Annotated in this window: 28 protein-coding genes and 3 pseudogenes; 19 read left to right on the top strand and 12 right to left on the bottom strand. The window is 69.5% G+C overall.

From position 1 onward, the window contains the following. Positions 1-158: 158 nt before the first annotated feature. Positions 159-1,868 carry a ribosomal protection-like ABC-F family protein gene (gene abc-f, locus ABD292_RS48590; RefSeq protein WP_344220267.1) on the top strand — a complete coding sequence of 570 codons (1,710 nt, stop codon included), beginning with the start codon at positions 159-161 and terminating at the stop codon, positions 1,866-1,868. Between the two features lie 165 nt (positions 1,869-2,033). On the opposite strand, the pseudogene ABD292_RS48585 reads toward abc-f, so the two are convergent. Together ABD292_RS48585 and ABD292_RS49175 are read right to left on the bottom strand one after the other, a co-directional pair. After that, positions 2,034-2,372, bottom strand: a pseudogene (locus ABD292_RS48585) (transposase); the annotation flags it as partial. A gap of 4 nt (positions 2,373-2,376) precedes the next feature. Continuing rightward, a pseudogene (locus ABD292_RS49175) lies at positions 2,377-2,798 on the bottom strand (ISAzo13 family transposase); the annotation flags it as partial. 314 nt (positions 2,799-3,112) lie between these two features. Between ABD292_RS49175 and ABD292_RS48575 the strand changes: the two are divergent. Further along, positions 3,113-3,595: a hypothetical protein gene (locus ABD292_RS48575; RefSeq protein WP_344220263.1), complete on the top strand. Its 483-nt coding sequence runs from the start codon at positions 3,113-3,115 to the stop codon at positions 3,593-3,595. 157 nt (positions 3,596-3,752) lie between these two features. Here ABD292_RS48575 and ABD292_RS48570 read toward each other — a convergent pair whose 3' ends face one another. Next, entirely contained in the window at positions 3,753-4,316 is a 564-nt protein-coding gene (locus ABD292_RS48570; protein WP_344220261.1) for a TetR/AcrR family transcriptional regulator, read from the bottom strand. Positions 4,317-4,391: 75 nt separating this feature from the next. On the opposite strand from ABD292_RS48570, the gene ABD292_RS48565 reads away from it, so the two are divergent. Continuing rightward, positions 4,392-5,702, top strand: coding sequence for a CynX/NimT family MFS transporter (locus ABD292_RS48565; protein ID WP_344220259.1), 1,311 nt, complete (start codon positions 4,392-4,394; stop codon positions 5,700-5,702). A 234-nt stretch (positions 5,703-5,936) separates the two neighbouring features. On the opposite strand, the gene ABD292_RS48560 is transcribed toward ABD292_RS48565, so the two are convergent. Next, positions 5,937-6,089 (bottom strand): hypothetical protein, encoded by a 153-nt coding sequence (locus ABD292_RS48560; RefSeq protein ID WP_344220257.1) that lies wholly within the window; start codon positions 6,087-6,089, stop codon positions 5,937-5,939. Then, the gene (locus ABD292_RS48555) at positions 6,086-6,373 is read right to left on the bottom strand and encodes a recombinase family protein (protein WP_344220255.1); all 288 of its coding nucleotides are present in this window, start codon (positions 6,371-6,373) and stop codon (positions 6,086-6,088) included. The genes ABD292_RS48560 and ABD292_RS48555 overlap by 4 nt, the downstream gene beginning before the upstream one ends. Before the next feature lie 394 nt (positions 6,374-6,767). Here ABD292_RS48555 and ABD292_RS48550 point away from each other — a divergent pair, with 394 nt between their 5' ends. Together ABD292_RS48550 and ABD292_RS48545 are read left to right on the top strand one after the other, a co-directional pair. After that, entirely contained in the window at positions 6,768-7,139 is a 372-nt protein-coding gene (locus tag ABD292_RS48550; RefSeq protein ID WP_344220253.1) for an RNA polymerase sigma factor, read from the top strand. Next, the gene (locus ABD292_RS48545) at positions 7,136-8,074 is read left to right on the top strand and encodes a hypothetical protein (RefSeq protein ID WP_344220251.1); all 939 of its coding nucleotides are present in this window, start codon (positions 7,136-7,138) and stop codon (positions 8,072-8,074) included. The genes ABD292_RS48550 and ABD292_RS48545 overlap by 4 nt, the downstream gene beginning before the upstream one ends. A gap of 450 nt (positions 8,075-8,524) precedes the next feature. On the opposite strand, the gene ABD292_RS48540 is transcribed toward ABD292_RS48545, so the two are convergent. Further along, positions 8,525-9,067, bottom strand: a complete 543-nt coding sequence (locus ABD292_RS48540; RefSeq protein WP_344220249.1) for a hypothetical protein — start codon at positions 9,065-9,067, stop codon at positions 8,525-8,527. Between the two features lie 140 nt (positions 9,068-9,207). On the opposite strand from ABD292_RS48540, the gene ABD292_RS48535 reads away from it, so the two are divergent. Continuing rightward, on the top strand, positions 9,208-9,345 hold the full coding sequence (locus ABD292_RS48535) for a hypothetical protein (protein WP_344220247.1): 138 nt from the start codon (positions 9,208-9,210) through the stop codon (positions 9,343-9,345). A gap of 254 nt (positions 9,346-9,599) precedes the next feature. Beyond that, positions 9,600-9,998 (top strand): site-specific integrase, encoded by a 399-nt coding sequence (locus ABD292_RS49170; RefSeq protein ID WP_425565256.1) that lies wholly within the window; start codon positions 9,600-9,602, stop codon positions 9,996-9,998. An 84-nt stretch (positions 9,999-10,082) separates the two neighbouring features. On the opposite strand, the gene ABD292_RS48530 is transcribed toward ABD292_RS49170, so the two are convergent. After that, positions 10,083-10,637 carry a DinB family protein gene (locus ABD292_RS48530; protein WP_344220245.1) on the bottom strand — a complete coding sequence of 185 codons (555 nt, stop codon included), beginning with the start codon at positions 10,635-10,637 and terminating at the stop codon, positions 10,083-10,085. 404 nt (positions 10,638-11,041) lie between these two features. Continuing rightward, positions 11,042-11,434, bottom strand: coding sequence for a hypothetical protein (locus ABD292_RS48525; protein ID WP_344220243.1), 393 nt, complete (start codon positions 11,432-11,434; stop codon positions 11,042-11,044). A gap of 96 nt (positions 11,435-11,530) precedes the next feature. Here ABD292_RS48525 and ABD292_RS48520 point away from each other — a divergent pair, with 96 nt between their 5' ends. The 5 genes from ABD292_RS48520 to ABD292_RS48500 all read left to right on the top strand — a co-directional run bounded on the left by ABD292_RS48520 (position 11,531) and on the right by ABD292_RS48500 (position 15,196). After that, positions 11,531-11,953, top strand: a complete 423-nt coding sequence (locus ABD292_RS48520; protein ID WP_344220241.1) for an MFS transporter — start codon at positions 11,531-11,533, stop codon at positions 11,951-11,953. A gap of 142 nt (positions 11,954-12,095) precedes the next feature. Next, positions 12,096-12,809, top strand: a complete 714-nt coding sequence (locus ABD292_RS48515) for an ABC transporter ATP-binding protein (protein WP_344220239.1) — start codon at positions 12,096-12,098, stop codon at positions 12,807-12,809. Next, entirely contained in the window at positions 12,806-13,495 is a 690-nt protein-coding gene (locus tag ABD292_RS48510; RefSeq protein ID WP_344220237.1) for an ABC transporter permease, read from the top strand. Before ABD292_RS48515 ends, ABD292_RS48510 begins: the two co-directional genes overlap by 4 nt. 4 nt (positions 13,496-13,499) lie before the next feature. Further along, complete coding sequence (locus tag ABD292_RS48505; RefSeq protein WP_344220235.1) at positions 13,500-14,600, top strand: sensor histidine kinase; 1,101 nt, start codon at positions 13,500-13,502, stop codon at positions 14,598-14,600. Continuing rightward, entirely contained in the window at positions 14,600-15,196 is a 597-nt protein-coding gene (locus tag ABD292_RS48500) for a response regulator (protein ID WP_344220233.1), read from the top strand. The genes ABD292_RS48505 and ABD292_RS48500 overlap by 1 nt, the downstream gene beginning before the upstream one ends. Positions 15,197-15,230: 34 nt before the next feature. Here the strand turns inward: ABD292_RS48500 and ABD292_RS48495 are convergent, their stop codons facing one another. Next, positions 15,231-15,740: a signal peptidase II gene (locus tag ABD292_RS48495; protein WP_344220231.1), complete on the bottom strand. Its 510-nt coding sequence runs from the start codon at positions 15,738-15,740 to the stop codon at positions 15,231-15,233. A gap of 218 nt (positions 15,741-15,958) precedes the next feature. Between ABD292_RS48495 and ABD292_RS48490 the strand changes: the two genes are divergently transcribed. The 5 genes from ABD292_RS48490 (at position 15,959) to ABD292_RS48470 (ending at position 20,747) form a co-directional block, all read left to right on the top strand. Then, positions 15,959-16,192, top strand: a complete 234-nt coding sequence (locus ABD292_RS48490; RefSeq protein WP_344220229.1) for a hypothetical protein — start codon at positions 15,959-15,961, stop codon at positions 16,190-16,192. 70 nt (positions 16,193-16,262) lie between these two features. Next, the gene (locus ABD292_RS48485; RefSeq protein ID WP_344220227.1) at positions 16,263-17,519 is read left to right on the top strand and encodes an MFS transporter; all 1,257 of its coding nucleotides are present in this window, start codon (positions 16,263-16,265) and stop codon (positions 17,517-17,519) included. A gap of 431 nt (positions 17,520-17,950) precedes the next feature. Continuing rightward, complete coding sequence (locus ABD292_RS48480) at positions 17,951-18,973, top strand: FecCD family ABC transporter permease (RefSeq protein WP_344220225.1); 1,023 nt, start codon at positions 17,951-17,953, stop codon at positions 18,971-18,973. Then, positions 18,973-19,770 carry an ABC transporter ATP-binding protein gene (locus ABD292_RS48475; protein ID WP_344220223.1) on the top strand — a complete coding sequence of 266 codons (798 nt, stop codon included), beginning with the start codon at positions 18,973-18,975 and terminating at the stop codon, positions 19,768-19,770. Before ABD292_RS48480 ends, ABD292_RS48475 begins: the two co-directional genes overlap by 1 nt. Continuing rightward, positions 19,767-20,747, top strand: coding sequence for an ABC transporter substrate-binding protein (locus ABD292_RS48470; protein WP_344220221.1), 981 nt, complete (start codon positions 19,767-19,769; stop codon positions 20,745-20,747). The genes ABD292_RS48475 and ABD292_RS48470 overlap by 4 nt, the downstream gene beginning before the upstream one ends. 88 nt (positions 20,748-20,835) lie before the next feature. On the opposite strand, the gene ABD292_RS48465 is transcribed toward ABD292_RS48470, so the two are convergent. After that, complete coding sequence (locus ABD292_RS48465) at positions 20,836-22,008, bottom strand: MFS transporter (protein WP_344220219.1); 1,173 nt, start codon at positions 22,006-22,008, stop codon at positions 20,836-20,838. 73 nt (positions 22,009-22,081) lie between these two features. On the opposite strand from ABD292_RS48465, the gene ABD292_RS48460 reads away from it, so the two are divergent. Beyond that, the gene (locus tag ABD292_RS48460; RefSeq protein ID WP_344220217.1) at positions 22,082-23,104 is read left to right on the top strand and encodes an ROK family transcriptional regulator; all 1,023 of its coding nucleotides are present in this window, start codon (positions 22,082-22,084) and stop codon (positions 23,102-23,104) included. A 517-nt stretch (positions 23,105-23,621) separates the two neighbouring features. On the opposite strand, the gene ABD292_RS48455 is transcribed toward ABD292_RS48460, so the two are convergent. Next, positions 23,622-23,846: a hypothetical protein gene (locus ABD292_RS48455; RefSeq protein WP_344220215.1), complete on the bottom strand. Its 225-nt coding sequence runs from the start codon at positions 23,844-23,846 to the stop codon at positions 23,622-23,624. 35 nt (positions 23,847-23,881) lie between these two features. Beyond that, positions 23,882-25,273: a coiled-coil domain-containing protein gene (locus tag ABD292_RS48450; protein ID WP_344220213.1), complete on the bottom strand. Its 1,392-nt coding sequence runs from the start codon at positions 25,271-25,273 to the stop codon at positions 23,882-23,884. A 121-nt stretch (positions 25,274-25,394) separates the two neighbouring features. Between ABD292_RS48450 and ABD292_RS48445 the strand changes: the two are divergent. Further along, positions 25,395-25,860: pseudogene (locus ABD292_RS48445) on the top strand (hypothetical protein); the annotation flags it as partial.

Raw genomic sequence — 25,860 nt, 5'->3', positions numbered from 1 at the left:
TACGACCTGGCCTTCGACATCTCCCGGCAGCGGATGGCGACCTGGGCCGCCTGGGAGCAGGTCAGCCGCGACGCCGAGCACGCCGTTCCCGCCCCGGGGAGCGGCCGTTGACGCACCCGCCACGCCCTCGGCCGTACCGACACCAGGAGGACGCTCATATGCGCATCGGTCATCCCTCGCCCGGCACCCAGCTCGCCCTGTCCGGCGTCACCGCGCGCTATGACGACGAGGTGGTGCTGAACGATGTCTCGCTGACCGTCAAGCCCGGCGAGAAGGTCGGCGTGATCGGCGACAACGGCTCCGGCAAGTCCACGCTCCTGCGCCTGCTCGCCGGCCGCCGCCGCCCCGACAACGGCTCCGTCACCGTCACGGCGCCCGGCGGCATCGGCTATCTGGCCCAGACGCTGGATCTGCCCATGACCGCCCTGGCCGGCGACGCCATCGACGTGGCGCTGGCGGACCTGCGTGACCTGGAGCATCGCATACGGCGGGCCGAGCTCGGCCTGGACGATGCCACGCCCGCCGAGCTGGCCCACTACGCCGACCTGGTCGCACGGTTCGAGGCCCGCGAGGGATACCAGGCCGACACGCGGGTCGAGATCGCGCTGGCCGCCCTCGGCCTGCCCGGCCTCGACCGTGACCTTCCGCTGAACCTGCTGTCGGGCGGGCAGCGGGCCAGACTCGCGCTGGCCGCGACCTTGGCCGCGGCTCCCGAGGTGCTGTTCCTGGACGAGCCCACCAACGACCTCGACGACCAGGCCATCGCCTGGCTGGAGAACCACCTGCGCGCCCATCGGGGCACCCTGGTCGTCGTCACCCACGACCGGCTCTTCCTGGAGCGGGTCACCTCCACCATCGTGGAGGTGGACCACGATCTGCGCACCGTGCGCCGTCACGGCGACGGCTACCGCGGGTTCCTGGCGGCCAAAGCGGCGGCGAGGGCCCGGTGGGCGCGAGAGCACGAGGAGTGGCGCGCCGAGGTCACGCGTCAGGAGGAGCTGGCCGACTCCCACGCGAGACGGCTGGCCGCCATCCCGCGCAAGGCGCCGGCCGCCTTCAGCGGCGCGGGCGCCTTCCGCGCCAGGTCCCGGGCGCACGGGGCGATGAGCAGAGTCCGCGGCGCCAGGGAACGGCTGCGCCAGCTCCACCTGCACCGTGTTCCGCCACCTCCGCGGCCCTTGCGGTTCACCGCCCCCCTCGCCACCGCCGGCGTCGGTGACCTCCTCGTGGAGCTGACCGATGTGCGGGTCGGCGAGCGCCTGCACCTCGAGTCGCTGCGCCTGCGACCAGGGGCGCGCCTCCTGGTCACCGGCCCGAACGGAGCCGGCAAGACCACGCTCCTCCGCGTTCTCGCCGGCGAGCTCGCGCCCGACAGCGGCACCGTCCGCAGCGCCTCCCGCGTGGGTCACCTGCGTCAGCACGGCGACCTGGCGCACGAGGGAGGCACGCTCCTGGAGGCGTTCGCGGCGGGCCGCCCCGGACATCCGTCCGAACACGCCGACGCGCTGCTCGCGTTGGGGCTCTTCCACGCCGCCCAGCTCGCCTCGCCGGTCTCCACCCTCTCTCCCGGCCTGCGCCGCCGGCTCGAACTCGCCCGCATGGTCAGCCGACCGGCTGACCTGCTGCTCCTGGACGAACCGACCAACCACCTGTCCCCTGACCTGATGGACGACCTGGAGGAGGCCCTGGTCGCTTACGAGGGCGCGCTCGTCATCGTCACCCATGACCGGCGCGTTCGGGCCAGGTTCACCGGCTCCCACCTGGAGCTCAGGGCGGGCAGGGCAGAGCGGCCCCGAACGAGCGTGATCGTGGGAACAAAGCCCAGGAGTGGCCGGACCGTTTGTCCTCAGGAAACACCCCCTCCGTGAAGTAAGTGGCTGCATGCCGTCCTCGGCGCCTATGCCTGCCCGGCAGGATCGCGCCGAAATCACTTCACGAAAGGTGGCAGGGCTTCCTGAGGTCACGTCCACGGACGTGGTGTATGAGTCGATCTTCGCATGATCCTATTTCTGCAAGTTAAGCGGTAAGTGTCTGCGGAAGCGGGTTCTCCGGTCGGGGAAGATGCCGACCACGTCGGTGCGGCGGCGGATCTCCTTGTTCAGCCGCTCCTGCGGGTTGTTCGACCAGATTTGGCGCCAGGTCTCGCGCGGGAAGGCGGCGAAGGCAAGCAGGTCCTCCCGGGCGGCGTCCAGATGCTCGCACGCCGCCGGGTACTTGGCTTCCAGGGCGTTGATGACCCAGGCGTGCTGGGCGCGCACCTGTTCGTCGGTGGGCTGGTCGAAGATGGTGCGTACCAGCGTGGCCACCCATGGCTGCGCCGACTTGGGCACGGTGGTGAGCAGGTTGCGCAGGTAGTGGAGTTGTGAAAATTGAACTTGGCGTTTCGCCGACGGAGGCGCTGGTGACGAACGCAAGCATGTCTGCAGCCGTGGCGAAGTGACGGGTGGCTGGTTCGGGCAGATAACCCTCCTGTTTCAGTAGGAAGGACGTCATCGACGGCGTTGCGGATGGTGCCGCGGCTGACGCCGAACAGATCGGCCAGGGGCTGTTGGTTGCATAGGTGGCGCTGGGTTAGGACGGCGGCCAGGATGCGGTCGATGTCGGTGATCTTCTGTGGGAAGACAGCGGCGTGTTCCCGGTCGTCGGTCGCCGCCGCGGCGGTGGTGGCGGCGCTGTTCGAGGAGGGTCTGGTAGGGAATGGTGAGCCGTTCGGCCAGGGCGTGGAAGTCCTGGCGTGGCATGCCGGTCAGCTGGGGGTGAGTCAGCGCCTGGAGGATGTGCATCTGACTGGTGACCGCCGATCCGGTTGGCGTCAGCTGCAACGAATCCGGCCACCTGCTCGACGGTGGGTCTGCGGCACGGAACACGGTTCCGGTTTGGGCCGCCAGTGGGCATCTTGATCGACATCCAGCGGCGCTTGCCCTGACAGTTGCAGTCAACGGGCCTCTCCCCCTTGTGGGGAGGGGCCTTTTTGGTGTCCGATCATGGAGCGTTCTCAGCAGACAGAGAGACAGAGATGCACGGGTACACACCCCAACCGCCACCCGCGCCGCGCCGTCCGTGGTACTCCCGGCTGAGCGTCCTTCAGCAGGCTGCCCTGTCGTTCAGCATCGTGTTCGCCGTGCTCGGGCTGGTTGCCGTGGTGGTCTTTGCCGCCATGGCAGTTCCTAGGGGCGAGCAGGCACCACTGACTGATCAAGATATCCAGGAACTGAGGGAGGACGCGCCGGACGGGTTCGTTCGTCAGGAGGATGGTGGGGAGTTCACCAACCCAAAGAAGGTCGTGGACGCGTTGGCGATCTTCGGTATCGCGTGTGAGGACCCTGACTACTTCACATCAAAAACCGACGATCAGGTAGTTGAGTGCTGGACGGGCGTGGCCAAGGTCAACTTTGTCGTGGCCAAGCCTGGCGACAGTACGTTCCGGTCTCGCGTGACCTCGGACCCGGGCTCCCAGAGGCTGACGAACCTGGTACTCCTCGGGCGAAACTGGGCTCTGATTGCGCCTTGTGATGTTGAATACGCGAACTCGGTCCAGCGGGCAATTGGAGGTAAGTACCTGCGTCAACACTTCCAGAAGCCCAGCAACTGCTGAGGACGTACAGCCCCCCGGCCGTGCAGGGCCGGGGCATTCGGTCGGGGCTTCCTTCTTCTTCCTCACCAGGCAGCACACCCGGCCCTGGAAGCGTGGAGCTGCCGCGGCGCCTCCTGAGGGCAGAGAGGGGCATCGCTCGGACAGGGAGGGTGTCCGATCAGCGGGGACGGAGACCGTCTAGTGTGACCTCGATATACCGCCTCCAATCGCCCGCGGCGTTGCGGATGACCGCAGCCAGGCCGCAGATGACCATGTTGACGTCTCCGGCCGTCACGTCCTGCCCGACCGTGCCGCGCACCCGCGCCTGGTCGATCAGCTCTGCGACGACGGCGAGCAGCGCCTCGCGGCTCTCTCCCCGCGGCTCGGCCGAGCCCATGGCCTTCTCGATCACCTCGGACATGCCACGATCGCCCGCCAGCACTTCGCCCACGTGGTACAGGAAGCCGGACAAGCCTTGAGCCGGATCGTCAGCGTCGGTGAGCCGGCGGGCGGTGGCGACGATTTCGGCGGCCCGGTGCTCGGCGATGGCCTCGATCAGGGCCTCCCGGGTCGGGAACTTGCGGTAGAGGGTCCCGACGCCGACGCCCGCCGCTCGTGCGACCTCCGACATCTGCACGTCGTGACCAGACTCGGCGAACAACGCGCGAGCCGCCTCCAGGACACGATCTCGATTGCGCTCGGCGTCGGTACGCGTCTTGCGGCGCCTCTGCGGAGTTGACATCCCAAACGATCCTCTGTCTAAACTCGATACGGAATCCGGATTCTGCATTCCGTATTATGCACGAGAGGCAGACGCATGTCGAAAGAGCGTTTCAACCTGTTCTCACTCACTTTCAAGCGGTCGACGGGCCGTTCCGGCCGGGCGCTACTGGTGTGGGGGTTGCTGGTGGTGGCGGCGAACCTCCGGCCGAGTCTGACTGGTGTGGGGCCGTTGCTGGATCGCGTGCAGGCCGAACTGGAGTTGGCTCCGGCCGTGGCCGGTCTGCTGAGCACGCTGCCCTTGCTGGCGTTTGCGGTGATATCTCCAGTGGTTCCGCGGCTGGCGGCGCAGTGGGGACCCGAGCGGCTCCTCTGGGCCGCGCTCGTGGTGCTGACGCTCGGGATCGTGGTCCGATGGGTACCAACGGCAATCGGGCTGTTCGCGGGAACCGTGCTGATCGGGGCGGGAATCGCCGTGGGCAACGTGCTGCTGCCGAGCCTGATCAAGCGCGACTTCCCTACCAGAGTGGGGCTGCTGACCAGCGCATACGCCACGGTGATGGGGGCTGTCGCCGCGGTGGCTTCTGGGGTGGCGGTGCCGATCAGCCAGGTCGCACCGGGTGGTTGGTCCACCGCGTTGGGGTGCTGGATCGTACTCGCGCTGCTGGCTGTCGTGCTGTGGCTCCCGCAGTTGCGGACGTCGCGGCCGGCCTCGCATGCGATTCGCAGGCACCGGTTGCCGTGGGGCTCGGCGCTGGCGTGGGCGGTCACGGCGTTCATGGGATTGCAGTCGCTGGGCTTCTATGTCGTCGTGACGTGGTTGCCTCAGGTGTTCCAGGACAGTGGGGTAAGCGCGGCCGAGGCGGGATGGCTGCTGTTTCTGTTCCAGGCGGTCGCGGTGCTGACCAGCCTGGCAGTGCCCGCCGCGCTGCGGTGGGCGCGTGACCAACGCGCGGTGGCGACGGTGAGCTCCGTCGTTTTGCTCGCCGGCTATTTAGGACTTTTGGCGGCGCCGGGATGGGCGTTGCTGTGGAGTGTTGTCCTGGGGCTGGGCGGTGGAGCGTGCCTGGTGCTCGCTTTGGCCTTCCTCAGCCTGCGCGCCCAGGACGCAACCGTGGCGGGCGCGTTGTCAGCGATGGCGCAATCGATCGGTTACCTCTTGGCTGCCGCGGGACCGGTGATCTTCGGGCTGCTGCACACCGTCAGTTCCGGCTGGCAGGCACCCATCATTCTGATGTGCGTCGCTGCAGTAGGCCAGGTGATCGTCGCGATGGTGGCCGGCAGGGGCACGGTGGCGCCAGCCGACGACCAGACACCCCAGCGTGCCCCCTCGTCGGCCCAGATCGTGCTCCTTCGTCTGGGCAATGAGCCGGGCACATCGAGCAACTGGGGTGAGCCACGAATCTGAGAGGTCGTCGCCAGGTGAGCACGCTAACCAAGATTGTCGCCGGAGTTCGAACGGACCTGCGGGCGCGTATGGCCGAGGTGAGCCTGGAGGCTCTGTGGCGTCGAGCCGAGTCTGGCGGCTATCCCAGGCATTGCCTGCTGGCCCTGGCTGAGGGACTTGACCCGATAATGGTGTCCGTCCGCGCTCCACCACTTGCACCATTGCTCGTGCGGCAGGGCCGGGGGCGGCGGTTCTTCAGCCCTCGCCACGCTCGGGCGCAGAGGTGCTGGCGGCGGCAAGCGCTGCCAGGGCCGCGGGCTCGTTGGTGTCGGCCTCCCAGGCCAGTCGGTGCAGTAGCGCGTCGCGACGGTGCTCGGGGAAGTCGGCGGGCCCCAGCCAGGCGATCATGAGGCTGCCGGCGACGATGAGCTCGCGGATGAACTCCGCCAGGGCGGCGAAGACGTGGAAGATGAGCCGACCGCCGGGGTGGTGGTGTCGAGATTCTCGTGCAGCGCGGCGAAGCCGATCTCGCGGCGGCGCAGCTCGCTGACCATGGTGATGAGGTCGGCCAGGGAACGGCCGTAGCGGTCGAGGGACGGGACGATGAGGGTGTAGCCCTCGGTCAGGAAGGCGTGGCAGGCCGCCAGCTCGGGCCGCTCGGCGGTCTTGCCGGACTTCTTGTCGGCGAACACGCGCCGGCATCCGGCGGCCTTGAGGGCGTCGAGCTGTCGATTCAGAAAACGAAGGTTTTCTGAAGATGGGGAAGGTCGTTCTTCGCTCGCGAGCTGTGCAGCCGGCGAGTGGGGCCACAGTTCATATCTCAACAACGCAGAGCCGCGCCTCGCGCGGTGATACTCACCCGACTCGCGACATCTTCCAAGTAGATGGTGCATGGTGCATCAGAACAAAACAGAGGAGACGGAGCGTGAGCGATGAGGCCGACTTCACTCGTATGTTCCACGAACACTACGAGGCGGTGCTGCGGTACGCCTGGCGACGCGTGGGTCCGGTGGAGGCAGCGGACATAGCAGCCGAGACGTTCAAAGTGGCCTGGAGAAGTACCGCCGCTTCCCGTCCCACCAGCCGTTGCCCTGGCTGTACGCGACCGCCCGGAACCTGATCTCGAACGCGATCAGACGAGACAATCGGCGAGATGGCCTCATCTGGGATGGGTCCCTGATGCTTTCCGACATCGAGGAGGACCACGCCGCCGGCGTTGCCGCACGGCAGGAAGCGCTAGCCGCGTTACGCAGCTTGAGTGAGGCCGATCGAGAGTTGCTGCTGTTGATGTCGTGGGAAGGGCTCGACCTGCGTCAGGCTGCGGCGGTGGTCGGCTGTTCACGGCCGACGGCCGCGATGCGGCTGCACCGCGCCCGTAGACGACTGCGCTACCTGCTCTCCGAGGACGCATCTCCCATCGCCGACCGCAAGCCGTCTTATGAGGGGAACATCCTGTGACCAGCGATCTCGAGCAGCTCACCCGCCTGTTCCAGGCCCACGATCCAGCCCGGCACGTGCAGGCCCGGCCGGGCGATCTGACGGCAACTCTGGAGGCCATCCTCGGTGGCTTCACCTCTACCTCCCCCTCCACCTCGGCCAAGCCACGACGACGCTGGATCCGGCGACGGTGGCTCACCCTCGTTCCCATGACGGTCGTTCTGGTGGGCATGGCGATCGCTCTTCCGGTCCTGCTTCAGCCGCAGGAGGTGGGGCCGTTCGTCGTGGGACCGGCTAAGGCGCTGGCGTTCGCCAAGAACGGCGACTACATCGATGTGCGGATCGTGGACCCCGACGCCGATCCCCGGCGGTTTCGCGAGGACTTCGCCGCGCACGGTCTGAACGTCACCTTGACCATGGAACCCGCCTCACCGAGCCTGGTCGGCACGCTCGCTTCGGTCTCCGCTCCTCAGCGGACAGTGACCTTCCACCCCGACGGGTTCACCATCGACGGCGAACCCGACGACAGTCGCATCAAACTGATCGAAGGCGCTGGCTGCGGCCGGACGTGGTGCCAGGCCGGGGTGAGCATTCCCGTTGACCTGCGCAGTCCCTTCGAGCTCATCTTCGGCCGTCCCGCCCGACCCGGGGAGCGATACGAGCTCACTGGTGACCCCACCGCGCGCGGCGAGATCCTGGAAGGTGCGGAACTGGCCAATCGCACGGTAGCCGAGGTCAAGACCCTGCTGCGGGAACGGGGTGCCACTGTCGAGTCCTACCACCAAGCCCCGCCTGAACCGCGTACTCGTGACGGCGCCGGGTGGGATTACACCGCCCATGTCCTGGGACCGAAAGATGTCCCCGACGTCTGGTACGTGCACGAGGCGTTCGGCGGCCACGAGGCGAACACGGTCAGACTTGTCGTCGCCCCTCGGCCTTCGGCCAATCCACACTGAGCATCGCTGCACGGCTCAGCTTCACAGGCGACCGCGCCCTTTCCCCATCTTGGGCAGGGCGCGGATTGCATTGAAAAGCCGCCTTACGCGGTACGCGTTCCAGGACGCGATAGACGGTGGCATGGCCCAGCCTGAGCGAAGCCCCACCCAGTCAGTGAGCATTGCACCAGCCCGAATATCTCCACCGGCCGGCGCCCACCGGAAGGCGGCACGGCGAAGGCATTCGCGGGCGCGACTTCACCGTGCCGGCTGCTACCCGCGGGGAGTCCGGTACCCCTTCGAGGTCGCGGAGCACCAGGATCGCGCGGCGCTAGGGGGAGTGGCGCTCCGGCACATCCGCGCGCTCCACGTCCTGGCGCGACGGCAGTTCGTGCTGATCACCACTGCCGCCACGGCCGTTCTCGCACCTGCTCTGTTTCGCCGTGGTCGTGAGCATCGTGATCGGCGGGCTCAGCTCCAGGTCGCCCGCTTGAGAATCGCACCGAGCCGGCTGTCGCTCCACTGGTCGACGATGAGGATCTTCGACTTGGGCAGGTGCCAGATCCGCTCCTGATAGGAGACGCCGGTCCGCTTGCCCGACTGCGTCGAGCAGCCGACGCGCCAGACGCGGTAGGTGGCCTTGTGTCCCGCGCCGACCGGGCGGAGACCACGCTCGACGAGCTTGCCGGGGAAGTCCTCCACGTAGCGCTTGTCGGGTGTGCAGGCCGCGAGCCCGTTGCCCGGGTGGTACGGCTCCTCGGGGTCGTAGGGGTTGCCGTGGCGGGCCAGGGAGATGCCCTTCGGCCCGACGAGGTAGAACCCACGGCACTGGACGGCGAGCCGGTCGCAGCCGCCGGTCTTGACGTGGATGCCCCACATGTCTTCTTTCCCGACTTTCCAGGTCTTGGGGATCTGGAGCGTCATGCCGCGGAAAGTCAGCGGCTTGGTCGCCACGCTCTGCGCGGATGCGCCGGTGAACAGGAGGGAGGCGGTCACAACCAGGGTCGTCAACATGATCACGAGGCTAGGGAAGCCCGCTTGTGGTTCGGCTGCAACGCTCTTGTAGCGCGCTGGAACGGCCACGCTGGGCTCCCGGCACCGTTCCTTCCGGGCCCTCCGGTCATTCGCCGGGGGTGAGCGCGTTTCGAGGAGCCTTGAGAAGCCTGCGCATCGAGCTGACCGGCCCTGACCTGTTCGCCGTCCTCGGCTCGCTGCCCGACTGGCTGGTGCCGCCCGGGCCGCCGAGCGAGCTCTCGGTGGCCGACCAGCCCGGCGAGATGCGTGAGCGGTGACCGGCGGACATGCGCCGCTGCGACCTGTCGCGCCGGGCTCCAGGCGGACGCGCCGGAGCCCCAGGCTTCGGCCAGCGGCACGAAATGTTATCTGGTGCTCTTTCTCCGTGCCGCTGACAGATATGACAAAGCCTTCCTGGTCAGATTGATGATCGTCAGCGGTGTGATATCCGGCAGAATCTGCCGTGCCGCTGACGTCGGTGACACGATGCAGGAGGAGTACGTGGCGTTCAAACAACGAGTAGCCACACCGGATGGACCTACCTGGACCGCTCGATGCCGACTACCGAGTCGTGCAGCCGATCGAGCGCTACCTGGAGCACTTGCGGTCGACCGATCACTCTTCGAACACCGTCGAGAGCTACGCGAAAGGTCTTGAGCTGTGGTGGACGTTCCTCGATGCGCGTGGCCAGTCTTGGGACAGGGTGGGTATCGCTGACGTCGGCACTTTCCTCGGGCAGCTTCAGCGCGGCACTGTCGGCGTGCCGCCCGGGAGCTCCCGGTTACTCACAGCTACTTTGCGTCTGGTGACACGGACCCGAGTGGAGGGCCAGACACTCAACCCTCAAGATCACCCGTACGAATCATCTCGGCCCACGGACGATCCGTACGGGCCCCGGGACAACCCGTACGGCGCCCTCGACAACCCATAACGCGGCGCCCCCGAGCCTTCCCGCCCCCGCCGGCGGCAGACCTCACGTGGCCATCGAAACGCCGACGGGCGCCCACCGCCGAAATCAGACGCCTTCGCGCAGGTACAGGTCGCGCAGCAGGCCGATCTCGCCGCCGTGATGTGTGGCCTCTTTCAGCGCGTGCAGCGCGAGCTTCAGATAGGTCTCATCGGCCCAACCGCCGGGGCCCATGCCTATCGGCGCCAACAGGCGCTTGTCGCCGAGGGCTGCGATACGGGAGATGAAGTGCTCCCAGTCCTCGGCGAGCGCCTGGATGCCCTCTTTGGCGGTGCCCGGCCACACATCGCGGTCGCCGTAGTCGGGAACGTCGTCGAAGAGGTAGATCACGTAGCCTCGCAGGCAGAGGTTGCCGATGTGCCAGATGCGCCAGGCGATCGTCGTGACGGGGTCCGGCGCGTCCGGACTCGATTCCGGAAAGAGCGTGGCGACGCGGAAGAGGCCGTCGTCGCCGGGGCGGATGCCGATGCAGTCGCCGACCGGCTCCCAGTGGTACTCGGCGTCGGTCAGGCCCTCCAAGCGCCCGAACAGCTGGTAGCGCACCTCTTCGAAGATCGCGAGAATGTCCCGCGTGACGGGGTCGGGCACGATCATGTCAGCCATGTCAACTCCAGGGCTCGGTGGTTTCGGGTCGGTCGGGATGCTGCCGCTGGCGGGGACCTGCGGAAAACGACCGAATGATCATTTTCACGCCGGACTTATCCTGCCATGTTCGAGCCGTAACCCTGCGAGAGCGCAAACAAGTGAGGCGAAGAGCCGGCCCCACCACACCCCGTGCCTGTGGTTACTCAGCGCTACTTTGGGGCTCATCGCACCGACCCGAGCGGAGCGCCCGGTAAACATGCACAAGACATCTACTGGATCTTGAATCACGCGTTCGTGGTGTAGCGGCTGCTGGCGGGCCAGGTTTGTTGGGTTGCGCGGCTAGGGACGCTCTTTCGTCGCGCGCTCTTGATCTTCACGCTTGTCGGCGATTTGTTGCTCATGCCTTGACCAGGAGCTTCCGATCACATCTGCGTAGCGGGCACAGATATGACATGGTCGACGTCCAGCCCAGACGCCTGCTCGACCACGGTGTTGTCGTAGTAGGAGTGCCAGCTGGCCCGGTCAGCGTGCAGCCGGGGCTTCTCCTCCTCCGACAGGGTGATGCCGGCGACGCCGGCCAGGACCGGGCCGGCCAGCGGAGCCGCCATCCGCACCGCGGTCAGCAGCCCTCGCAGGAACGGGAGGTAGCGGGGCAGCTCGCCGCGGTGGCGCAGCAAGTCCCGGACGTGTTCCAGCAGCAGGATCTGGCCGCGTTCGAGCGCGGTGGTGGTGGTGCGGGCGGGTTCGCTCGCCCTCGTGCTGGGTGTCCCCGCGGGGACCTGGCTGGGGCAGCAGAGCCACTGGCAGGTGCCCATCGCCCTGCTCGCGGCTCTGGGGTTCTGCCGACGTCGCGCCCGGACGAGGAGCCCGCCGCCTACGCGACCGGCCCCGACGTACGGCGGTTCTGGACGGTGCTGGCGACGGGAGCCCTGTCCGCGGCCGGGGCGTTCACGGGATACACCTACATCGTGACGTTCCTGGGTGAGGTGGGCGGGTTCTCCCCTGGCACGGTCAGCGTCCTGTTCGTGGGTTTCGGGGTCGCGTGCCTGGCCGGGGTGGGCGTCACGGGGGCGTTCCTGGACCGTTTTCCGCAGTCCGCGCTGGCCGTCGCCGTGGCCACGCAGGCGGCGGGCATGCTCGGCTTGTACGCGTTCGGCGCTCACCAGGCGGCGGCGGTGGTGTGCCTGATGCTGATGGGCGGCGCGCTCGGGCCGGTGTTCATGACCACGCAGAACGCGATGCTGCACTGCGCGCCCGGCCGTACGGACATCGCCCTGGCGGCGAACTCCGGCGCCTACACCGGCTATGACCGAGGGCGCCCGCAGCCCGCCTGAGCGTGCTCGGGCGGTGGCGCGGAGTGCGTTGTGGTCCGGGCCCGGTCGCGTTGCCACATTCGCCCGGCATCACCCGGATGGAGGATGCCGGGCGACGCGATGGGTGATGTCGCGTGGGCCGCCGCGACGGGAGCCTTGAGGCATGGAAGCCATCGAGGTGACGGACCTGCGCAAGAGCTACGGGGACACCAACGCCGTGGACGGTGTGACGTTCACGGTCCACGCCGGGCAGACCTTCGGCATCGTCGGCCACAACGGCGCCGGCAAGACCACGACAGTGGAGTGCCTGCTCGGGCTGAAGCGGCCCGACGGGGGCACGGTTCGGGTGCTGGGCCGAGACCCTGCCCGCGAGCGGCGGGCCCTGGCCCAGCGGATCGGGGCGCAACTGCAGGAGAGCGCGCTGCCGGATCGCATCAAAGTGGTCGAGGCGCTTCGGCTGTTCGCCTCCTTCTACCACCGTCCGGCCGACTGGCGGCAGGTGATGGAGCGCTGGAGTCTGAGCCCGCTGGCCCGCAAGGCCTACGGCGACCTGTCCGGCGGGCAGAAACAGCGGCTCATGCTCGCCTTGGCCCTGGTCGGGGACCCCGAGGTGGTCGTGCTGGACGAGCTGACCACGGGCTTGGACCCGGTGGCTCGCCGGGAAACCTGGCGGCTGGTCGGCGACCTGAAGCGCTCCGGCACCACCGTGGTGCTGGTCAGCCACTACTTCGACGAGACCGAGGCCTTGTGCGACAAGGTGGCCGTCTTCGCCCGCGGCCGGGTCAAGGCCATGGGCACGCCGGAGGAGATCATCGCCCGAACCGGTACCGCCTCCCTGGAAGAGGCGTACTTCGTGCTGGAAGGAGCCACCCGATGAAGGCGTTCACGGCCTTGACGGTCACCGAGCTGAGGCTGCTGTCGCGCGACCCCGCCTCGCTGTTCTTCACGATGGCCTTCCCCCTCATGCTGCTGGTGCTCAAGCGCGGCGAGAGCGCCTCGGTCCCCGGCTACCTCGCGATGATCGCGGCCATCGGTGGCATGGGAGCGCTGCCCGGCATCGTGGCCGCCTACCGGGAGCGCAAGGTGCTCAAGCGGCTGGCGACCACGCCGGTCTCCCCCTTGCTGCTGCTGGGCGCCCAGCTGGTGGCGCAGGTCACCGCCGCCTTGGCCGGCTCGGCGCTTCTGGTGGCCGCCGCGATCGTGTTCTTCGGCGCGAAAGCGCCTGCGAACGTGCCGGCGCTGGCCGTCGCGTTCGTGCTGTGTTCCGTGATGGTCTGCGCGCTCGGCTTCGTGATCGCCGCGATCATGCGCAACACCAGGGGCGCCGGCCTGATCGGCATGCTGGTCATGTTCCCGATGATCTTCCTGGCCGGTGCGGCCGTCCCTCGCAAGGCGCTGCCCGACTCGCTGCGCCAGATCGGCGACTTCCTGCCTCTGACCCCGGGTGTGGACGCGCTGACCAGTGCGTGGGCCGGGACCGCCGCGTTCTTCCCGATGCTGATCCTGTCGGGGATAATCGTCGCGGGCACGGCCCTGGCCGCGACGTTGTTCCGATGGGAGTGACGAGGTGAACGTCTGGGAGGCGCGCTGGTTGCACGCCTTCCACCTGCTCTTCTACGCCTGCCTGGCGCTGGGGCTGATCTTGTCGATCGGCGAGCGCGCCGGCCCGGCCCCGGTGACTTTGGTGGTGGCGGCGCTGATGGCCGGCTGGCACGGGTTCTTCGTCGTCCGCCGGCCGCACCTGCTCGGCCGGCTCCACCCCATGGCGCTCCACTTGGCCGTGCTGTGCGCTCTCTACGTCGCGCTGGTGCTCACCGACCGCTCCTTCGACGTGGTCATCTTCGGACTGATGCCCCAGGCGTACGTGATGCTGCGCACTCCCTGGTCCTACGCCGGCGCGATAGCGACGATCTTGTGCACCTTCGCGGCCAGGGACTACCTGGACGACCCCGGCGCCCTGTGGCGGCTCGCGGGCAGCTGCGGCCTGGTGGTGGCGATCGGCCTGTTCGTGACCTACGTCATGCGGCAGAGCGCGCACAACAAGACGGTCGGGGTGCTGGAGGAACGGGCGAGGCTGGCCAGGGAGATCCACGACACCCTCGCCCAAGGGCTGAGCGGGATCATCACCCAACTGGAGGCGGCCGAGCAGGCCATGCCCGGACAAGGCGATCCCGACCTGACCTCCGTACGCAGGAGAATCACGCTGGCCAAGGAACTGGCCCGCGACAACCTCCGCGAAGCCCGGCGCTCGGTGGACGCGCTGCGGCCCGGCCCCTTGGAGGAGGCACGCCTGGAGGAGGCGCTGGCGCAGGTCGCCCAGCGGTGGGCGCAAGCCTGCGAGGTGAGCGCGACCGTGACGGTGGACGGCACCCCTCGGCCGCTGGCCGGGGAGGTGAGCGGCACGCTGCTGCGTGCGGCGCAGGAAGGACTGTCCAACGTGGCCAAGCACGCCCAGGCGGGCCGGGTGGCCATCACGCTGACGTACATGGACGATGAGGTGACGCTGGACGTGTTCGACGACGGCACAGGCTTCGATCCGAGGGCACGCGGTTCCGGCTACGGGCTGGCGGCCATGGGGGAACGTGCACGCGGCGTGGGCGGCACGCTGACAGTGGAGTCGGCGCCGGGAGAGGGGACCGCACTGTGCCTGCGCATCCCCTCAGGTTGATGATCGTCGATGACCACCCGGTGGTCCGCGACGGGCTGCGCGGCATGTTCGACCATGTCGACGACATCGAGGTGGTCGCCGAAGCAGCCGACGGGTTCCAGGCTCTGGCCATGGCCCGGCGGGCGCGACCGCACGTCGCCCTCATGGACCTGCGCATGCCCGGCCTGGACGGCATCGGCACGATCGAGCGGCTGCGTACGGACCACCCGCAGATCAAGGTGATCGTGCTGACCACCTATGACACCGACGCCGATGTGACCCGGGCCATGGCGGCCGGGGTGGCGGGCTACCTGCTGAAGGACGCGCCCCGCGAGGAGTTGCACCGGGCGGTCCGTACGGCCGCGGCGGGCGGCGCCGTCCTGGCGCCGTCGGTCGCCTCCGCGCTCATCAGCAGACCCGCGGCGCAAGAGCCGAGCCCACGCGAACTGGAGGTGTTACGGCTGGTGGCGCGGGGTGCGGCCAACAAGGAGATCGCCCGGGCTCTGCTGATCAGCGAGACCACCGTCAAAACCCATCTCAAGCACGTCTTCGCCAAGCTCGGCGTCGAAACCAGGGCCGCGGCCCTCGTCGTGGCGATGGAACGCGGGCTCCTGTAGCGCCGTCGGCCGTCGGATGGCCCCGGGCCAGAAGCTAGACGGACTTTTCGCTCGGCACCCTGGCGAGCGGCACACCACGCAGGCTGAGCAGCAGCATCGCGACGCACCCGCAGGTGAGTGCGATGTCGGCGACGTTGCCCACGAACAGGCCGTAGTCGATGAAGTCCACGACGTGCCCGCGGGCGAAGCCGGGCTCGCGGAAGAGCCGATCGCCCAGGTGGGACGCCGCCCCGCCGAGCAGCACGCCCAGCACAAGCGCCCAGGCGGGGGAGGCCAGCCGACGCGCGGTGTAGAGAATGCCGGCCACCGCGGCTGTCGCCGTCAGGGCGAACACCCATGTCGCGCCGGTGCCCATGGAGAACGCGGCGCCGGGGTTGTACAGCAGCCGGAAGTGAATGAGAGGGGGGATCACGGCGACGCGCCCACTGTCGGACAGCGTGGAGACCGCCCAGAGCTTGGTGAGCTGGTCCACGACAAGGACCACTGCTGCCAGCATGAGCATCATGCCGTACAGCCGGCTCGAACCCCGCTCTAACCGCATCATTCATGGCCTCCGTGCTGTCCAGCCCCTATTTCCCTGAGACTACTAGCTGTACTGACCACGGACGTTGGTCGCAGCGACACGGCCGGACGAGCTCGAAATGGGTGAGACCCCCCATGGGTGGTACTTATTCGCTTGTCCCCCTACCTATTGGTAGGTAGATTGCGTCGCCATCCCGGAAAGCCTCATCGGGCTCGGCACGAGACAGGAGATGGGCGGTCGTGACCCAGCAGGTCGACACCCGCACCCGCGCGCGTGACGAGTTCGCGCGGCTCCTGGCCGAACGCGGCTACCTCGGAGTCTCCCTCGAAGAGGCCGCCGTTGCCCAGCCACTGCCGCCGGAGGCGGCCCTGCCTGCACAGGAACGCCCGGCGCCCACCCCCTGCCGGCGACTGGCTCAGGACGTCGTCGATCTCTTCCTGTACGGTGCCGCGCCTGACCGGCCGGACATGTGACCGCCGGCCCCGACCCAGCCCACGCCTGTCCGGCGACCGACCACGTCCACCGCGAGCGGAGAAGGACCAGATGACCACGACCACCCGCTGGCGGCGTAACGTCGCCCTGTTCCTGACCGGGCAGACCGTGTCGTTGTTCGGCTCGATGATCGCGCAGTACGCGGTGATGTGGTGGGTGACCCTGCAGACCCGCTCCGGGCTGGCGGTGGCACTCTACGCGGTTGCCGCCTTCCTGCCCCAGGGCGTGGTGTCGATCTTCGGTGGGGTGCTCGCCGACCGGATGAACCGCCGGGTGCTGGTCATGGTCGCCGACGGCGCCATCGCCCTGGCGACGCTGGTGCTCGGCCTGCTCATGGCCAACGGCGTGACCGATCTGTGGATCGTTCTGCTGGCCGTGGCGGTCCGGTCGCTGGGAGCCGGGGTGCAGACTCCCGCCGTACAGGCGATGATCCCGCAGATCGTGCCGGGTGAGCATCTGATGCGCGTCAACGGGATCTTCCAGACCATCCACTCGGCGATGGCGCTGCTCGCCCCTGCCGTCGCTGCGGCGATCTTCGCCTCCTTCGGTCTCGTCTCCGTCTTCTTCCTGGACGTGGTCACGGCGGTGATCGGGATCGGGCTGCTCGCCCTGGTCGCCGTACCGAGCCTGGAGCGCGCGGCCGAGGACCGCGTCTCCTACCGGCAGGATCTGGTCGACGGGATGCGATACGTCCGCGCCCACCCCATCGTGCGCTGGCTGCTCATCGTGTACGCCGTCATCTTCCTGCTCACCGTGGCGCCCTCGTTCGTCACGCCACTGATGGTCGCGCGCAGTTTCGGCACCGAGGAGTGGATGCTGGCGGCACTGGAGATCGCCTTCAGCCTGGGCATGTTGCTCGGCGGCGTCCTGATGTCCACGGTGCTGGCCAACCGCAGCCGGATAGGGCTGATCCTTGTCGCCGTCTACGGCTTCGGGCTCGCGACCGTGGCGCTCGGGCTGAGCGGCAACCTGTGGGTCTTCTACGGCTTCATGTTCGTGTTCGGACTGCTGGTGCCGCCGTTCTCGACCCCGTTCATGACGCTGATCCAGGAGACCGTCGAACCGGCCATGCACGGGCGCGTGTTCAGTTACGTCGGCATCGTGATGGCGCTGGCCACTCCGGTCGGCATGGCCGTGTTCGGTCCGCTGGCCGACGTGGTCAGCGTGCAGGTCCTGCTGATCGCCGCGGGGCTGGCCGCCATCGCCGTGATCGCGATCGCGTCCCGCCTGCCCTCGGGCCGGGCCACCATCGCCGCCGCCCGCGCCACGCACGCTTCCGATGCCGAGGCCACCCCCGTGGACGCCTGACCACGCGGAGCCGGCGACCGCCTGAAGCACACCGCCACGAACACCGTCGCCCAGGTCTGCAGCGCCGGGTGCGTCAGGTGGGGCCCATGAACGCCCAGGGTAGCCGGAGCCCGGCCAAGGCCCGCCGCGACCCGGACTCCGCCGGTCGGACACACTCCGGGACCGGCCGATCCGCCGTGCTCGGCTGCGACATCACCCTCCCCATCGCACACAGGTACGCGGCAGCAGACCAAGGCGGCTGTCTCCGGCGCCTGCGCCCCAATCGTGCCTGGGCCATGCGTGATGATACGGTCCATTGAAAATGATTCTCATTTTCTGGAGCGTCCTTGAGCTCGTTGCGTGAGTCAGGTCCATCGGACGCCGGCAAGGCATCGTCGCCGGTGGCCCCAGGAGCTGAAGATCCATCCACCGGTGGAGTGGCCGGGCCCGCCATGCCGCTGATCGTCGTCCTGCTGGCGGGGGTCCTCACGGTGTCTGTGCTGCTGGCCATCGGCCTGGGCGCCGCCGCCGTGCCGCCGGGGGAGACGCTGCGTTTCCTGTGGGCGGCCGTGACCGGCGGCTCGATCACCGCTGACGACGTGGCGGCGTACCAGATCATCTGGCAGGTACGCACGCCCCGCGTGCTGCTGGCGGTCCTGGTCGGGGCCGGGCTCAGCGTGGTCGGGGTGGCGATCCAGGCCATGGTGCGCAACGCGCTGGCCGACCCGTTCGTGCTCGGCGTGTCGTCGGGAGCATCTGCCGGGGCGGTGCTGGTCGGCGCCACCGGCGCGCTCGCCGCGCTGGGAATCCACGCGGTCTCGGCCGGCGCCTTCCTCGTCGCGCTGCTCGTCTCCGCCCTGGTCTACCTGGCCTCGCGCGGCGCCGGCGGTCTGTCGCCGCTGCGGCTGGTGCTCACCGGCGTGGCGATGGCGTTCGGCTTCCAGGCCGTGATGAGCCTGATCGTGTACTTCGTCCCGGACGGCGAGTCGACGAGCACGGTGCTGTTCTGGTCGATGGGCGGCTTCGGCGCGGCCACGTGGGGCGCGCTGCCCGTCGTGGCGGTCGTCACCGCCGTCACCGTCGTGGTGTTGCGCCGCTTCGCGCGCAGCCTGGACGTGCTCGCCCTGGGCGACGAGACGTCGGTCAGCCTGGGCGTGGACACCGTCAGGCTCCGCAAGGGCCTGTTCGTGCTGACCTCGCTGGCCACCGGCGCGATGGTCGCCGTCAGCGGCGCGATCGGCTTCGTCGGGCTGGTCATGCCGCACCTGGTGCGGCTGTGGGTCGGGGCGGCACACGTCCGCGTGCTCACCATCGCCCCGCTTACCGGGGCCGTCTTCATGGTGTGGGCCGACCTGGTGGCCAGAACCCTGGTGGCACCGCGCGAGCTGCCCCTCGGCGTGATCACCGCGCTGGTCGGCGTGCCGGTCTTCGTCGTCCTGCTGCGCCGCCGCAGCTATCTGTTCGGAGGCCGCTGATGACCCGCCTGCTGCTGGACGATCTCACGGTGTCCATCGACGGCGCCGCCATCGTCGAAGAGCTGACGCTCGCGGTCGGCGACGGGGAAGTGGTGGGACTGGTCGGGCCCAACGGATCGGGCAAGACCACTGCCCTGCGCTGCGTGTATCGGGCGTTACGGCCGGCGGGCGGCGCGGTCCTGATCGACGGCAAGGAGCTGTCGCGGATGCCGCTGCGCGACAGCGCCCGCCTCATCGCCGCCCTCACCCAGGAGGGACGGGCGGACCTCGACTTCACCGTCGAGGAGGTCGTCGCCCTCGGCCGCGCCCCGCACCTGCGCGGCAACCAGGCGCTCAGCTCCCGCGAGCGGGAGCTGAGCCGCCGGGCCATGGCGCAGATGGAGGTGCTGCACCTGGCCGGGCGCGGCGTGCTGTCACTGTCGGGTGGGGAGCGCCAGCGCGTCCTGGTCGCCCGGGCGCTCGTCCAGGAACCGCGGGTGCTGGTGCTCGACGAGCCGACCAACCACCTGGACCTGCACCACCAGATCCGGCTGCTGTCGATGCTCAGGGGTGCCGGGCTGAGCGTGCTGGTCAGCCTGCACGACCTCAACCTCGCCGCCTCCGCCTGCGACCGGCTGGCGGTGCTGTCGAACGGCGCCCTCGTCGCGTACGGGCCCCCCGCCGACGTCCTCACCGAGGAACTCCTCCGGGAGGCGTTCGGCGTCGAGGCGAACGTCGTCCCCCACCCGCTCACCGGGGTCCCCCAGGTGCTCTACGACCTGGGCACGGCCACGACCACGAAAGGAGATCCGAAGTGAAGAGACGCACCCCCGCCGTGCTCCTGGCGGGCGCGCTCCTGCTCGCCGGATGCGGCGCGCAGGTGGAGGGCGGCGGCGCCGCCGCTCGCACGGTGACGGTCAAGAGGTGCGGGCAGGAGGTCGAGTACACCACGCCCCGCCGGGCCGTCGTCTACGAGGGCGGCAGCGCGGACAAGATGTTCGCGCTCGGCCTGACCCGGCATGTGCACGGCTACGTGATGCCCCCGGCCAACCCGCCGGTCACCGAGTCGCCCTGGGCGGCCGAGTACGCCAAGGTGAAGTTCCTCAGCGACGACCTGCTCAACCGCGAGCTGGTCGTGGACGCCAAAGCCGACTTCGTCGTCGCCGGCTGGCGCTCCGGCTTCAGCGACCAGCGCGGCATCACCCCCGAGATCCTCGATGGGTTGAAGATCCAAAGCTTCATGCACACCGAGTCGTGCTTCAACTACCCCGGCTACCCCGAGCGGGTGACGCCGTTCGAGGCCCTCTACACCGACCTCGAACGCCTCGGCAAGATCTTCGCCGTCGAGGCCAAGGCCCAGGCATTGATCGCCGGCTACCGCAAGCGCGTCGAAGCGGTCCGGGCTCAGGCGCCCAAGGGCGAGCCGGTCCCCGTCTTCCTGTACGACTCGGGCACCGACAAGCCGTTCACGGCGGGCAGCCAGGTGCCGCCCACGGACATCATCCGAATCGCCGGCGGCCGTAACGTCTTCGGTGACCTGGACGCGCGCTGGGGTGAGGTCACCTGGGAGGCCGTGGTGGAGGCCAAGCCGGAAGTCATCGTCATCCTGGACTACGGGGACAAGCCCGCCGCGGAGAAGATCCGGTTCCTGAAGGAGTTCCCCACCACCAGCAAGCTGCCCGCCGTGGTGAACAACCGCTTCCACGTTCTCGACTACAACGAGGGCATCAGCGGGCCGCGCAACATCGACGGCCTGGAGGGGTTCGCGAAATACCTGCGCGAGCTCCGGACGTGACCGGATGAGCAGCACCCCGGGGGCGGCTCCCAGGGCGCGTATGTCAGGCCCGGTGAGGCGGGGAATTCGCTGCCTCACCGGCGCGGGGTCAGGCGTCGGCACGAACGGCCCCTTGTGAGGGTGGGGTTCGGGAGGGGCGCAGGACCGGGGCGAGCAGCGTCAGCAGCACGACCACGCACGTGATCAGCGCGAACGCGGCAGGGTAGCTGAGCGCGCCCGCCACCCAGCCCGTCACGGCCGGTGCGATCAGGCCCGACAGGTACGTGATCGTCGCCACGCCCGCCACGCCCTCGCCCGGAGTCGTGCCCGCGTTGCCCGCCGCCGCGATCACGAGCGGCACGATCACCGCGATCCCCAGTCCGATCAGGGCGAACCCGGCGATGCCGAGCGCGGGTGTGCGGGCCGCGACCACGAGGACGCCGCCGGCCGCCGCCACGGCACCGCCCGCCCTGACGGTCGCCGCCGGACCGATCCGGCGGATGACGTGGTCGCCCAGCAGTCGCGTGCTCGCCATGCAGAGCATGAAGACGGTGTATCCGGCGGCGGCCAAGCCGGGGCCGGCGTCGGTGACGGCGGTGAGGTAGACGGCGGACCAGTTGGAGCTGGCGCCCTCCGCGAACGTCGCGCAGAACCCCACCAGCCCGATCGCCAGGATCCCCCGCGTGGGGAGCGCGAAGCGCCGCGGCGCGGGCGCGTCGCGTACCGAACCCGTCATCCCGCTGTCGGGGAGGAGACCGCGCCCGGCCACCGCCCCGAGGCCGAGTAACGCGAGCGACATGGCTCCGAGGTGGATCCGGGCGTCGATGCCCGCGTGGGCGGCCAGGGCGCCGAGTCCGCCGGAGGCCAGGCTGCCGACGGACCACATGCCGTGCAGTCCCGACATGATCGAGCGGCCGAGATGCCGTTCGAGGAGGACGGCGTGCGCGTTCATCGCGACGTCGCACATGCCCGCCGATGCCCCGAACAGCAGGAACGCTCCGAACAGCCACACGGGCGACGGCGAGAGCGCGGGGAGGGCCAAGCCCGCGCACCACAGCGCGAGGAGGACGCGTGTGGCCGCACGGTTGCCGAAGCGGTAGGCGAGGCGGCCGGCCATCGGCATGCCCACGAAGGCGCCGATCGACGGGCACAGCAGCGCGAGGCCGAGGGCGCCCGGGCTGAGGTGCAGGTGCTCCTGGATCCAGGGGATGCGCGTGGACAGGCTGCCGGCGACGGCGCCGTGCGTGACGAAGACGGCCGCGATGGCGCGGTGATGGCTCATGGCTCGGAAATTATCAGGCAGGCTTCCTGATGAAAAGAGGTTTTAGGAAGGGTCCCTGATTATTATGAGGACCGTGAAGACCGCCACCCCTGCCCTGGCCCGAGCGATCAACGACCGGTTGGCCCTCGACCTGCTGCTGGAACACGGGCCGCTGACCGCGCCCCAGCTCCGCACGCTGACCGGGTTGTCCCGGCCCACCGTGTCCGACCTGATCGAACGGCTCATGGCGGGCGGCCTCGTCGAGGTCACGGGCGAGAGCGGCGAGGCCCGGCGAGGCCCGAACGCGCGCCTGTACGGGCTGGTGGCCGACCGGGCCCACGTGGCCGGGGTGGACGTACGGCGCGACGCCGTCAACGTCACGGTCGCCGACATCACCGGACGAGTGGTCAGCGAGGCGAGTACGACGATCGGCGCGAGAGCCGACCTGGCGACCCTCATCGCGAAGGTGGTAGGGGGCGCGGTGGGGCGGCGCGCGCTGGACACGGTCGTGGTCGGGGCGCCGGGGCTGGTCGATCCGCGTGACGGGGAGCTGGTGTCGCCCAACGACGTGCCCGGGTGGCGGCGCGGCACGATGGGATCCGTACGCGAGCGCCTGGGCGTGCCCGTGATCCTGGAGAACGAGGTCAACCTGGCCGCCATCGCCGAGCTCCGCACGGGAGCCGCCACCGGGAGCGAGGACTTCGTGCTCCTCTGGCTGGACGACGGGGTGGGAGCCGCGGTCGTGCTCGAGGGCCGGCTGCGCCGGGGGGCGTCGGGCGGGGCGGGGGAGATCGGGTTCCTGGAGGTCGGAGGTGTGGCGTTCTGCGAGCTGTTGAACGCCGAGTCCATACGGAGGTTCGACCGGGACGAGCTGGCTCGGCGGATCGCCCAGGGTGCCTTCGCCTTCGCCACCCTCCTTGACCCCGGGCTCGTCGTCCTCGGCGGGACGACGGGGCATGAGGGCGGAGACGAACTGGCCGAGCTGGTGGCCGACCACCTGCGCGCGCTGGCCCCGGCGCCCACGGAGGTCCGGGCCAGCACGGTCACGGGCAACGCGGTGCTGCAGGGCGCCGTGCTGACCGCCCTGGACCTGGCCCGAGACCGCGTCTTCGGCTGACGTCTCTGGCACGTCCTGCCTGGTGGTCGACCGCCGGCTGGTCTCCGCGCGCAACTCCTGGACCTCGGGCGGGGCGACCGTCGGCGCGGCCAGGAGCTCCTTGACGACGGCGGCGACCGGCGAACGCACCCGGGCTCGTGCGGGCAACTACCACCACGCGCGAATCACGTCGAGGTCGACGTGGGTGTAGTAGCCGACGACGACGTCGCCAAGGTGCTCCTCCCGCGAGGCGAAGGAGGGCCTACGGCAGCCCCGGTCGGCCGGGCGGAGAACCTACGGCAGCGGGACGATGTCGACGGGCACGTTCGGGCAGCCGGCCGCGATCGCGGCGGTGAGCTGTCACCGGGTCTTGATGGCGGTCCACTCGGCGAGGTAACGGCAGCGGGCTGGCGGGAGCTTCCGCAGTTGACCATGCTGGGTCGCTCACGGACCGTCACCCACGGGATGTCGCACCTGCTCCATTGTGACCGCTCGTCGGTTGTTGCTGCTGCTGGACTGGCCGCTGGCCACGACGTCATCACCCGTACAGCGACGGCACGATCCGCCGCCGCGGCGAGGCGAGGGCCCGGACCTCGGCCTCGAACGCGGCCGCCGCCACGCCGGCGTCGGGCGGGGCGAGGACGTAGGCGATGGAGTCGCCGCCGCCTTGGCGGAAGGCCGGGGGACCGGCCTGCTCGGCCAGCGCGAACAGGACCTCGCGGATGAGCCGCATGCCCTCATCGCAGTCGGGCTCGCCGTGCATCACGGTGATCTTGAAGGCGCGGCCTTGCCGCGCCTTCAATCGGATGACGGGGCGGTGACGGCCAGGAGGGCAGCGCTCAGTGCTCGGGCCTGTGCCGGCGACTGGAGTACGTCGGCGAGGGGAGTGACGCTGTCGTCGTGGTGCAGCATCACGACGCCGTCCTGGAGGGTGACGGCGTGAAAGCCTCCGGCAGGCAGGCGTACGCCGGGCCGGCCATCGACGTCGGTGAGTGGCGGCACCACCAGGCCGGTGGCCGCCTGGGCAGCGGCGAGCTGGCGGCGTAGGGTCTGCAGCTCGCGGTCGGCCATCTCCAGCCGGGTTTCTGCCGTGGCCTGGGCCAGCCGGGCCTGGTCGCGTTGGGCCTGGAGCCGGTCGCGGTCCTCGTCGAAGCGGCGTTGACGTTCGGCCAGGTCGTCGCGGACCGCGCGGGTTTCGGCGCGGGCCTGCTCGGCGTTCGCGGTGGCCTGGTCGAGCTGCTGCCGGGTGGTGGCCAGGTGCGCGGTGGCTTGTTCGAGGTGCTCGGTCAGGCGGCGGGTCTCGGCGCGGGCCTGGGAGAGCTGACGGTCGCGCTCGGCCAGGGCGGCGGCGCGTTGTTCGGCCAGGTCCGTCACGCGGGACACCTCGCCCTCCAGCGTGCGGAGCTGCTCGGCTTGGCGTCCGGTCAGGGCCTGCTCGTCGTGCAGCTGGGCGGTGAGCCGGCCGATCTGCACGCCGAGGCGTTCGGCGTTGGCACGGGCCTCGCCGTGGATGCGGTCGCGGTGCTGCTCGGCCTCGCGCTGGGCGTGCAGGGCCTCCTGCTGGGCGCGCAGGGCGGCGTCGCGTTCCTGCTCGGCTGTGCGCTGCGCTGCCAGGGCGGCGCGCATGGAGGTCCGGGCCTGTTCGGCGTCCTGCTCGGCCTGCTGCACGCTCGCTTCGGCCTGGCCGAGCTGGGTGGCGACAGCGTCCGCGACCTGCGTGAGGCGCTCGTCCAGCTGCTGCAGGTGCTCGCGTTCGGCGGCCAGCTGGGCGTCGCGCTGGTGCAGAGCGGCGCGGATCTGGCCGGCCTCGGCGGTGAAGGCGCTGACGGCGGTGTGCGTCGCCACCGCGGCGGGGGCGCTGTCGGCGGCGCGGCTGGCCTCGTTGGCGCACAGCTTGCAGCAGTACTTGCTGGGGCGGCCGCCCTTGCCGGGCTCGCGCTCGGGCTTGGCGCGGCCGCAGCCGGGCCGGGCGCACTGGCGCAGGACATCGTCGGTAACCCGGGCCGGACACTCGCGGGTGTGACCCCGGCCGCCGCGGGGCGGCTCCTCCCCGCTCGGGCTTGCCGAGGGTGGCGGGACCTCGTCCAGTCCGCCCGGCGATGTCGTCGGCAGAGCGGGCAATGCGCCGGCTTGGTCCTGACCCAGGGGAGTGCCACTCGATCCGCTGGCGTCGAAGCTGATCTCCTTCACGGATGCAATTTAGCATCATCACATGCGCAAAAATCGACTGATTCGCATATCTCACATGCGTTCTTCTTATGATCACTGAGAAGTGCAGTTCTCAAAGATCAACTCTGCTAGGGTGGCTTCCGTGATCGACTCCGAGCTGACCCCGGGGCAGGGATCCCGCCCGCTCCCCACGGCCGCCTTCCCCGCCTCCGCCGCCGGACTGGCGCCGACGGCCGCAACGGCGATCGCGCCCGCCCGCGACCCCTATCTGCTCTACCTGGGGCGGCTGGGCAGTGCCGACTCCCGCCGTGGCATGCGGATCTGCCTGGACCACATCACGCGCATGCTGACCGGCGACCGGCTCGACGACGCCACTGTCACCGGCCAGGGCCAGCCCTGGCACCACCTGCGCTACGAGCACACCGCCTGGATCCGCGAGCAGATCGACCAGATGGACTGGTCGCCCGCCTACCGCAACAAACACCTGGCCGCGTTGCGCGGCGTGCTCAAGGAGGCGTGGAAGCTCGGCCTGCTCAGCACCGACGACCATCAGCGGGCCGTCGCGCTGGCCCCGTTCGCCGGCCACCGCGAGCCGGCCGGCCAGCACG

Origin of the sequence: Nonomuraea bangladeshensis (assembly GCF_039529455.1) — a bacterium.
In the GTDB taxonomy this organism is placed as follows: Bacteria; Actinomycetota; Actinomycetes; order Streptosporangiales; family Streptosporangiaceae; genus Nonomuraea; species Nonomuraea bangladeshensis.
Note: the sequence above shows the minus strand (reverse complement) of the source record. Positions and strands in the feature narration are given on the sequence as shown.

Bases quoted from the DNA above. Each gene is read 5' to 3' on its own strand.
- ABD292_RS48530 (WP_344220245.1), bottom strand. From the start codon at position 10,637: ATGGCTGACATGATCGTGCCCGACCCCGTCACGCGGGACATTCTCGCG.
- ABD292_RS48525 (WP_344220243.1), bottom strand. From the start codon at position 11,434: ATGGGCACCTGCCAGTGGCTCTGCTGCCCCAGCCAGGTCCCCGCGGGG.
- ABD292_RS48465 (WP_344220219.1), bottom strand. From the start codon at position 22,008: ATGAGCCATCACCGCGCCATCGCGGCCGTCTTCGTCACGCACGGCGCC.
- ABD292_RS48510 (WP_344220237.1), top strand. From the start codon at position 12,806: ATGAAGGCGTTCACGGCCTTGACGGTCACCGAGCTGAGGCTGCTGTCG.
- ABD292_RS48500 (WP_344220233.1), top strand. From the start codon at position 14,600: ATGATCGTCGATGACCACCCGGTGGTCCGCGACGGGCTGCGCGGCATG.
- ABD292_RS48480 (WP_344220225.1), top strand. From the start codon at position 17,951: ATGCCGCTGATCGTCGTCCTGCTGGCGGGGGTCCTCACGGTGTCTGTG.
- ABD292_RS48475 (WP_344220223.1), top strand. From the start codon at position 18,973: ATGACCCGCCTGCTGCTGGACGATCTCACGGTGTCCATCGACGGCGCC.
- ABD292_RS48455 (WP_344220215.1), bottom strand. From the start codon at position 23,846: ATGCACGGCGAGCCCGACTGCGATGAGGGCATGCGGCTCATCCGCGAG.
- ABD292_RS48540 (WP_344220249.1), bottom strand. From the start codon at position 9,067: ATGTTGACGACCCTGGTTGTGACCGCCTCCCTCCTGTTCACCGGCGCA.
- ABD292_RS48485 (WP_344220227.1), top strand. From the start codon at position 16,263: ATGACCACGACCACCCGCTGGCGGCGTAACGTCGCCCTGTTCCTGACC.
- ABD292_RS48515 (WP_344220239.1), top strand. From the start codon at position 12,096: ATGGAAGCCATCGAGGTGACGGACCTGCGCAAGAGCTACGGGGACACC.
- ABD292_RS49170 (WP_425565256.1), top strand. From the start codon at position 9,600: ATGGACCTACCTGGACCGCTCGATGCCGACTACCGAGTCGTGCAGCCG.
- ABD292_RS48560 (WP_344220257.1), bottom strand. From the start codon at position 6,089: ATGATCGCCTGGCTGGGGCCCGCCGACTTCCCCGAGCACCGTCGCGAC.
- ABD292_RS48565 (WP_344220259.1), top strand. From the start codon at position 4,392: ATGTCGAAAGAGCGTTTCAACCTGTTCTCACTCACTTTCAAGCGGTCG.
- abc-f (WP_344220267.1), top strand. From the start codon at position 159: ATGCGCATCGGTCATCCCTCGCCCGGCACCCAGCTCGCCCTGTCCGGC.
- ABD292_RS48495 (WP_344220231.1), bottom strand. From the start codon at position 15,740: ATGATGCGGTTAGAGCGGGGTTCGAGCCGGCTGTACGGCATGATGCTC.
- ABD292_RS48570 (WP_344220261.1), bottom strand. From the start codon at position 4,316: ATGTCAACTCCGCAGAGGCGCCGCAAGACGCGTACCGACGCCGAGCGC.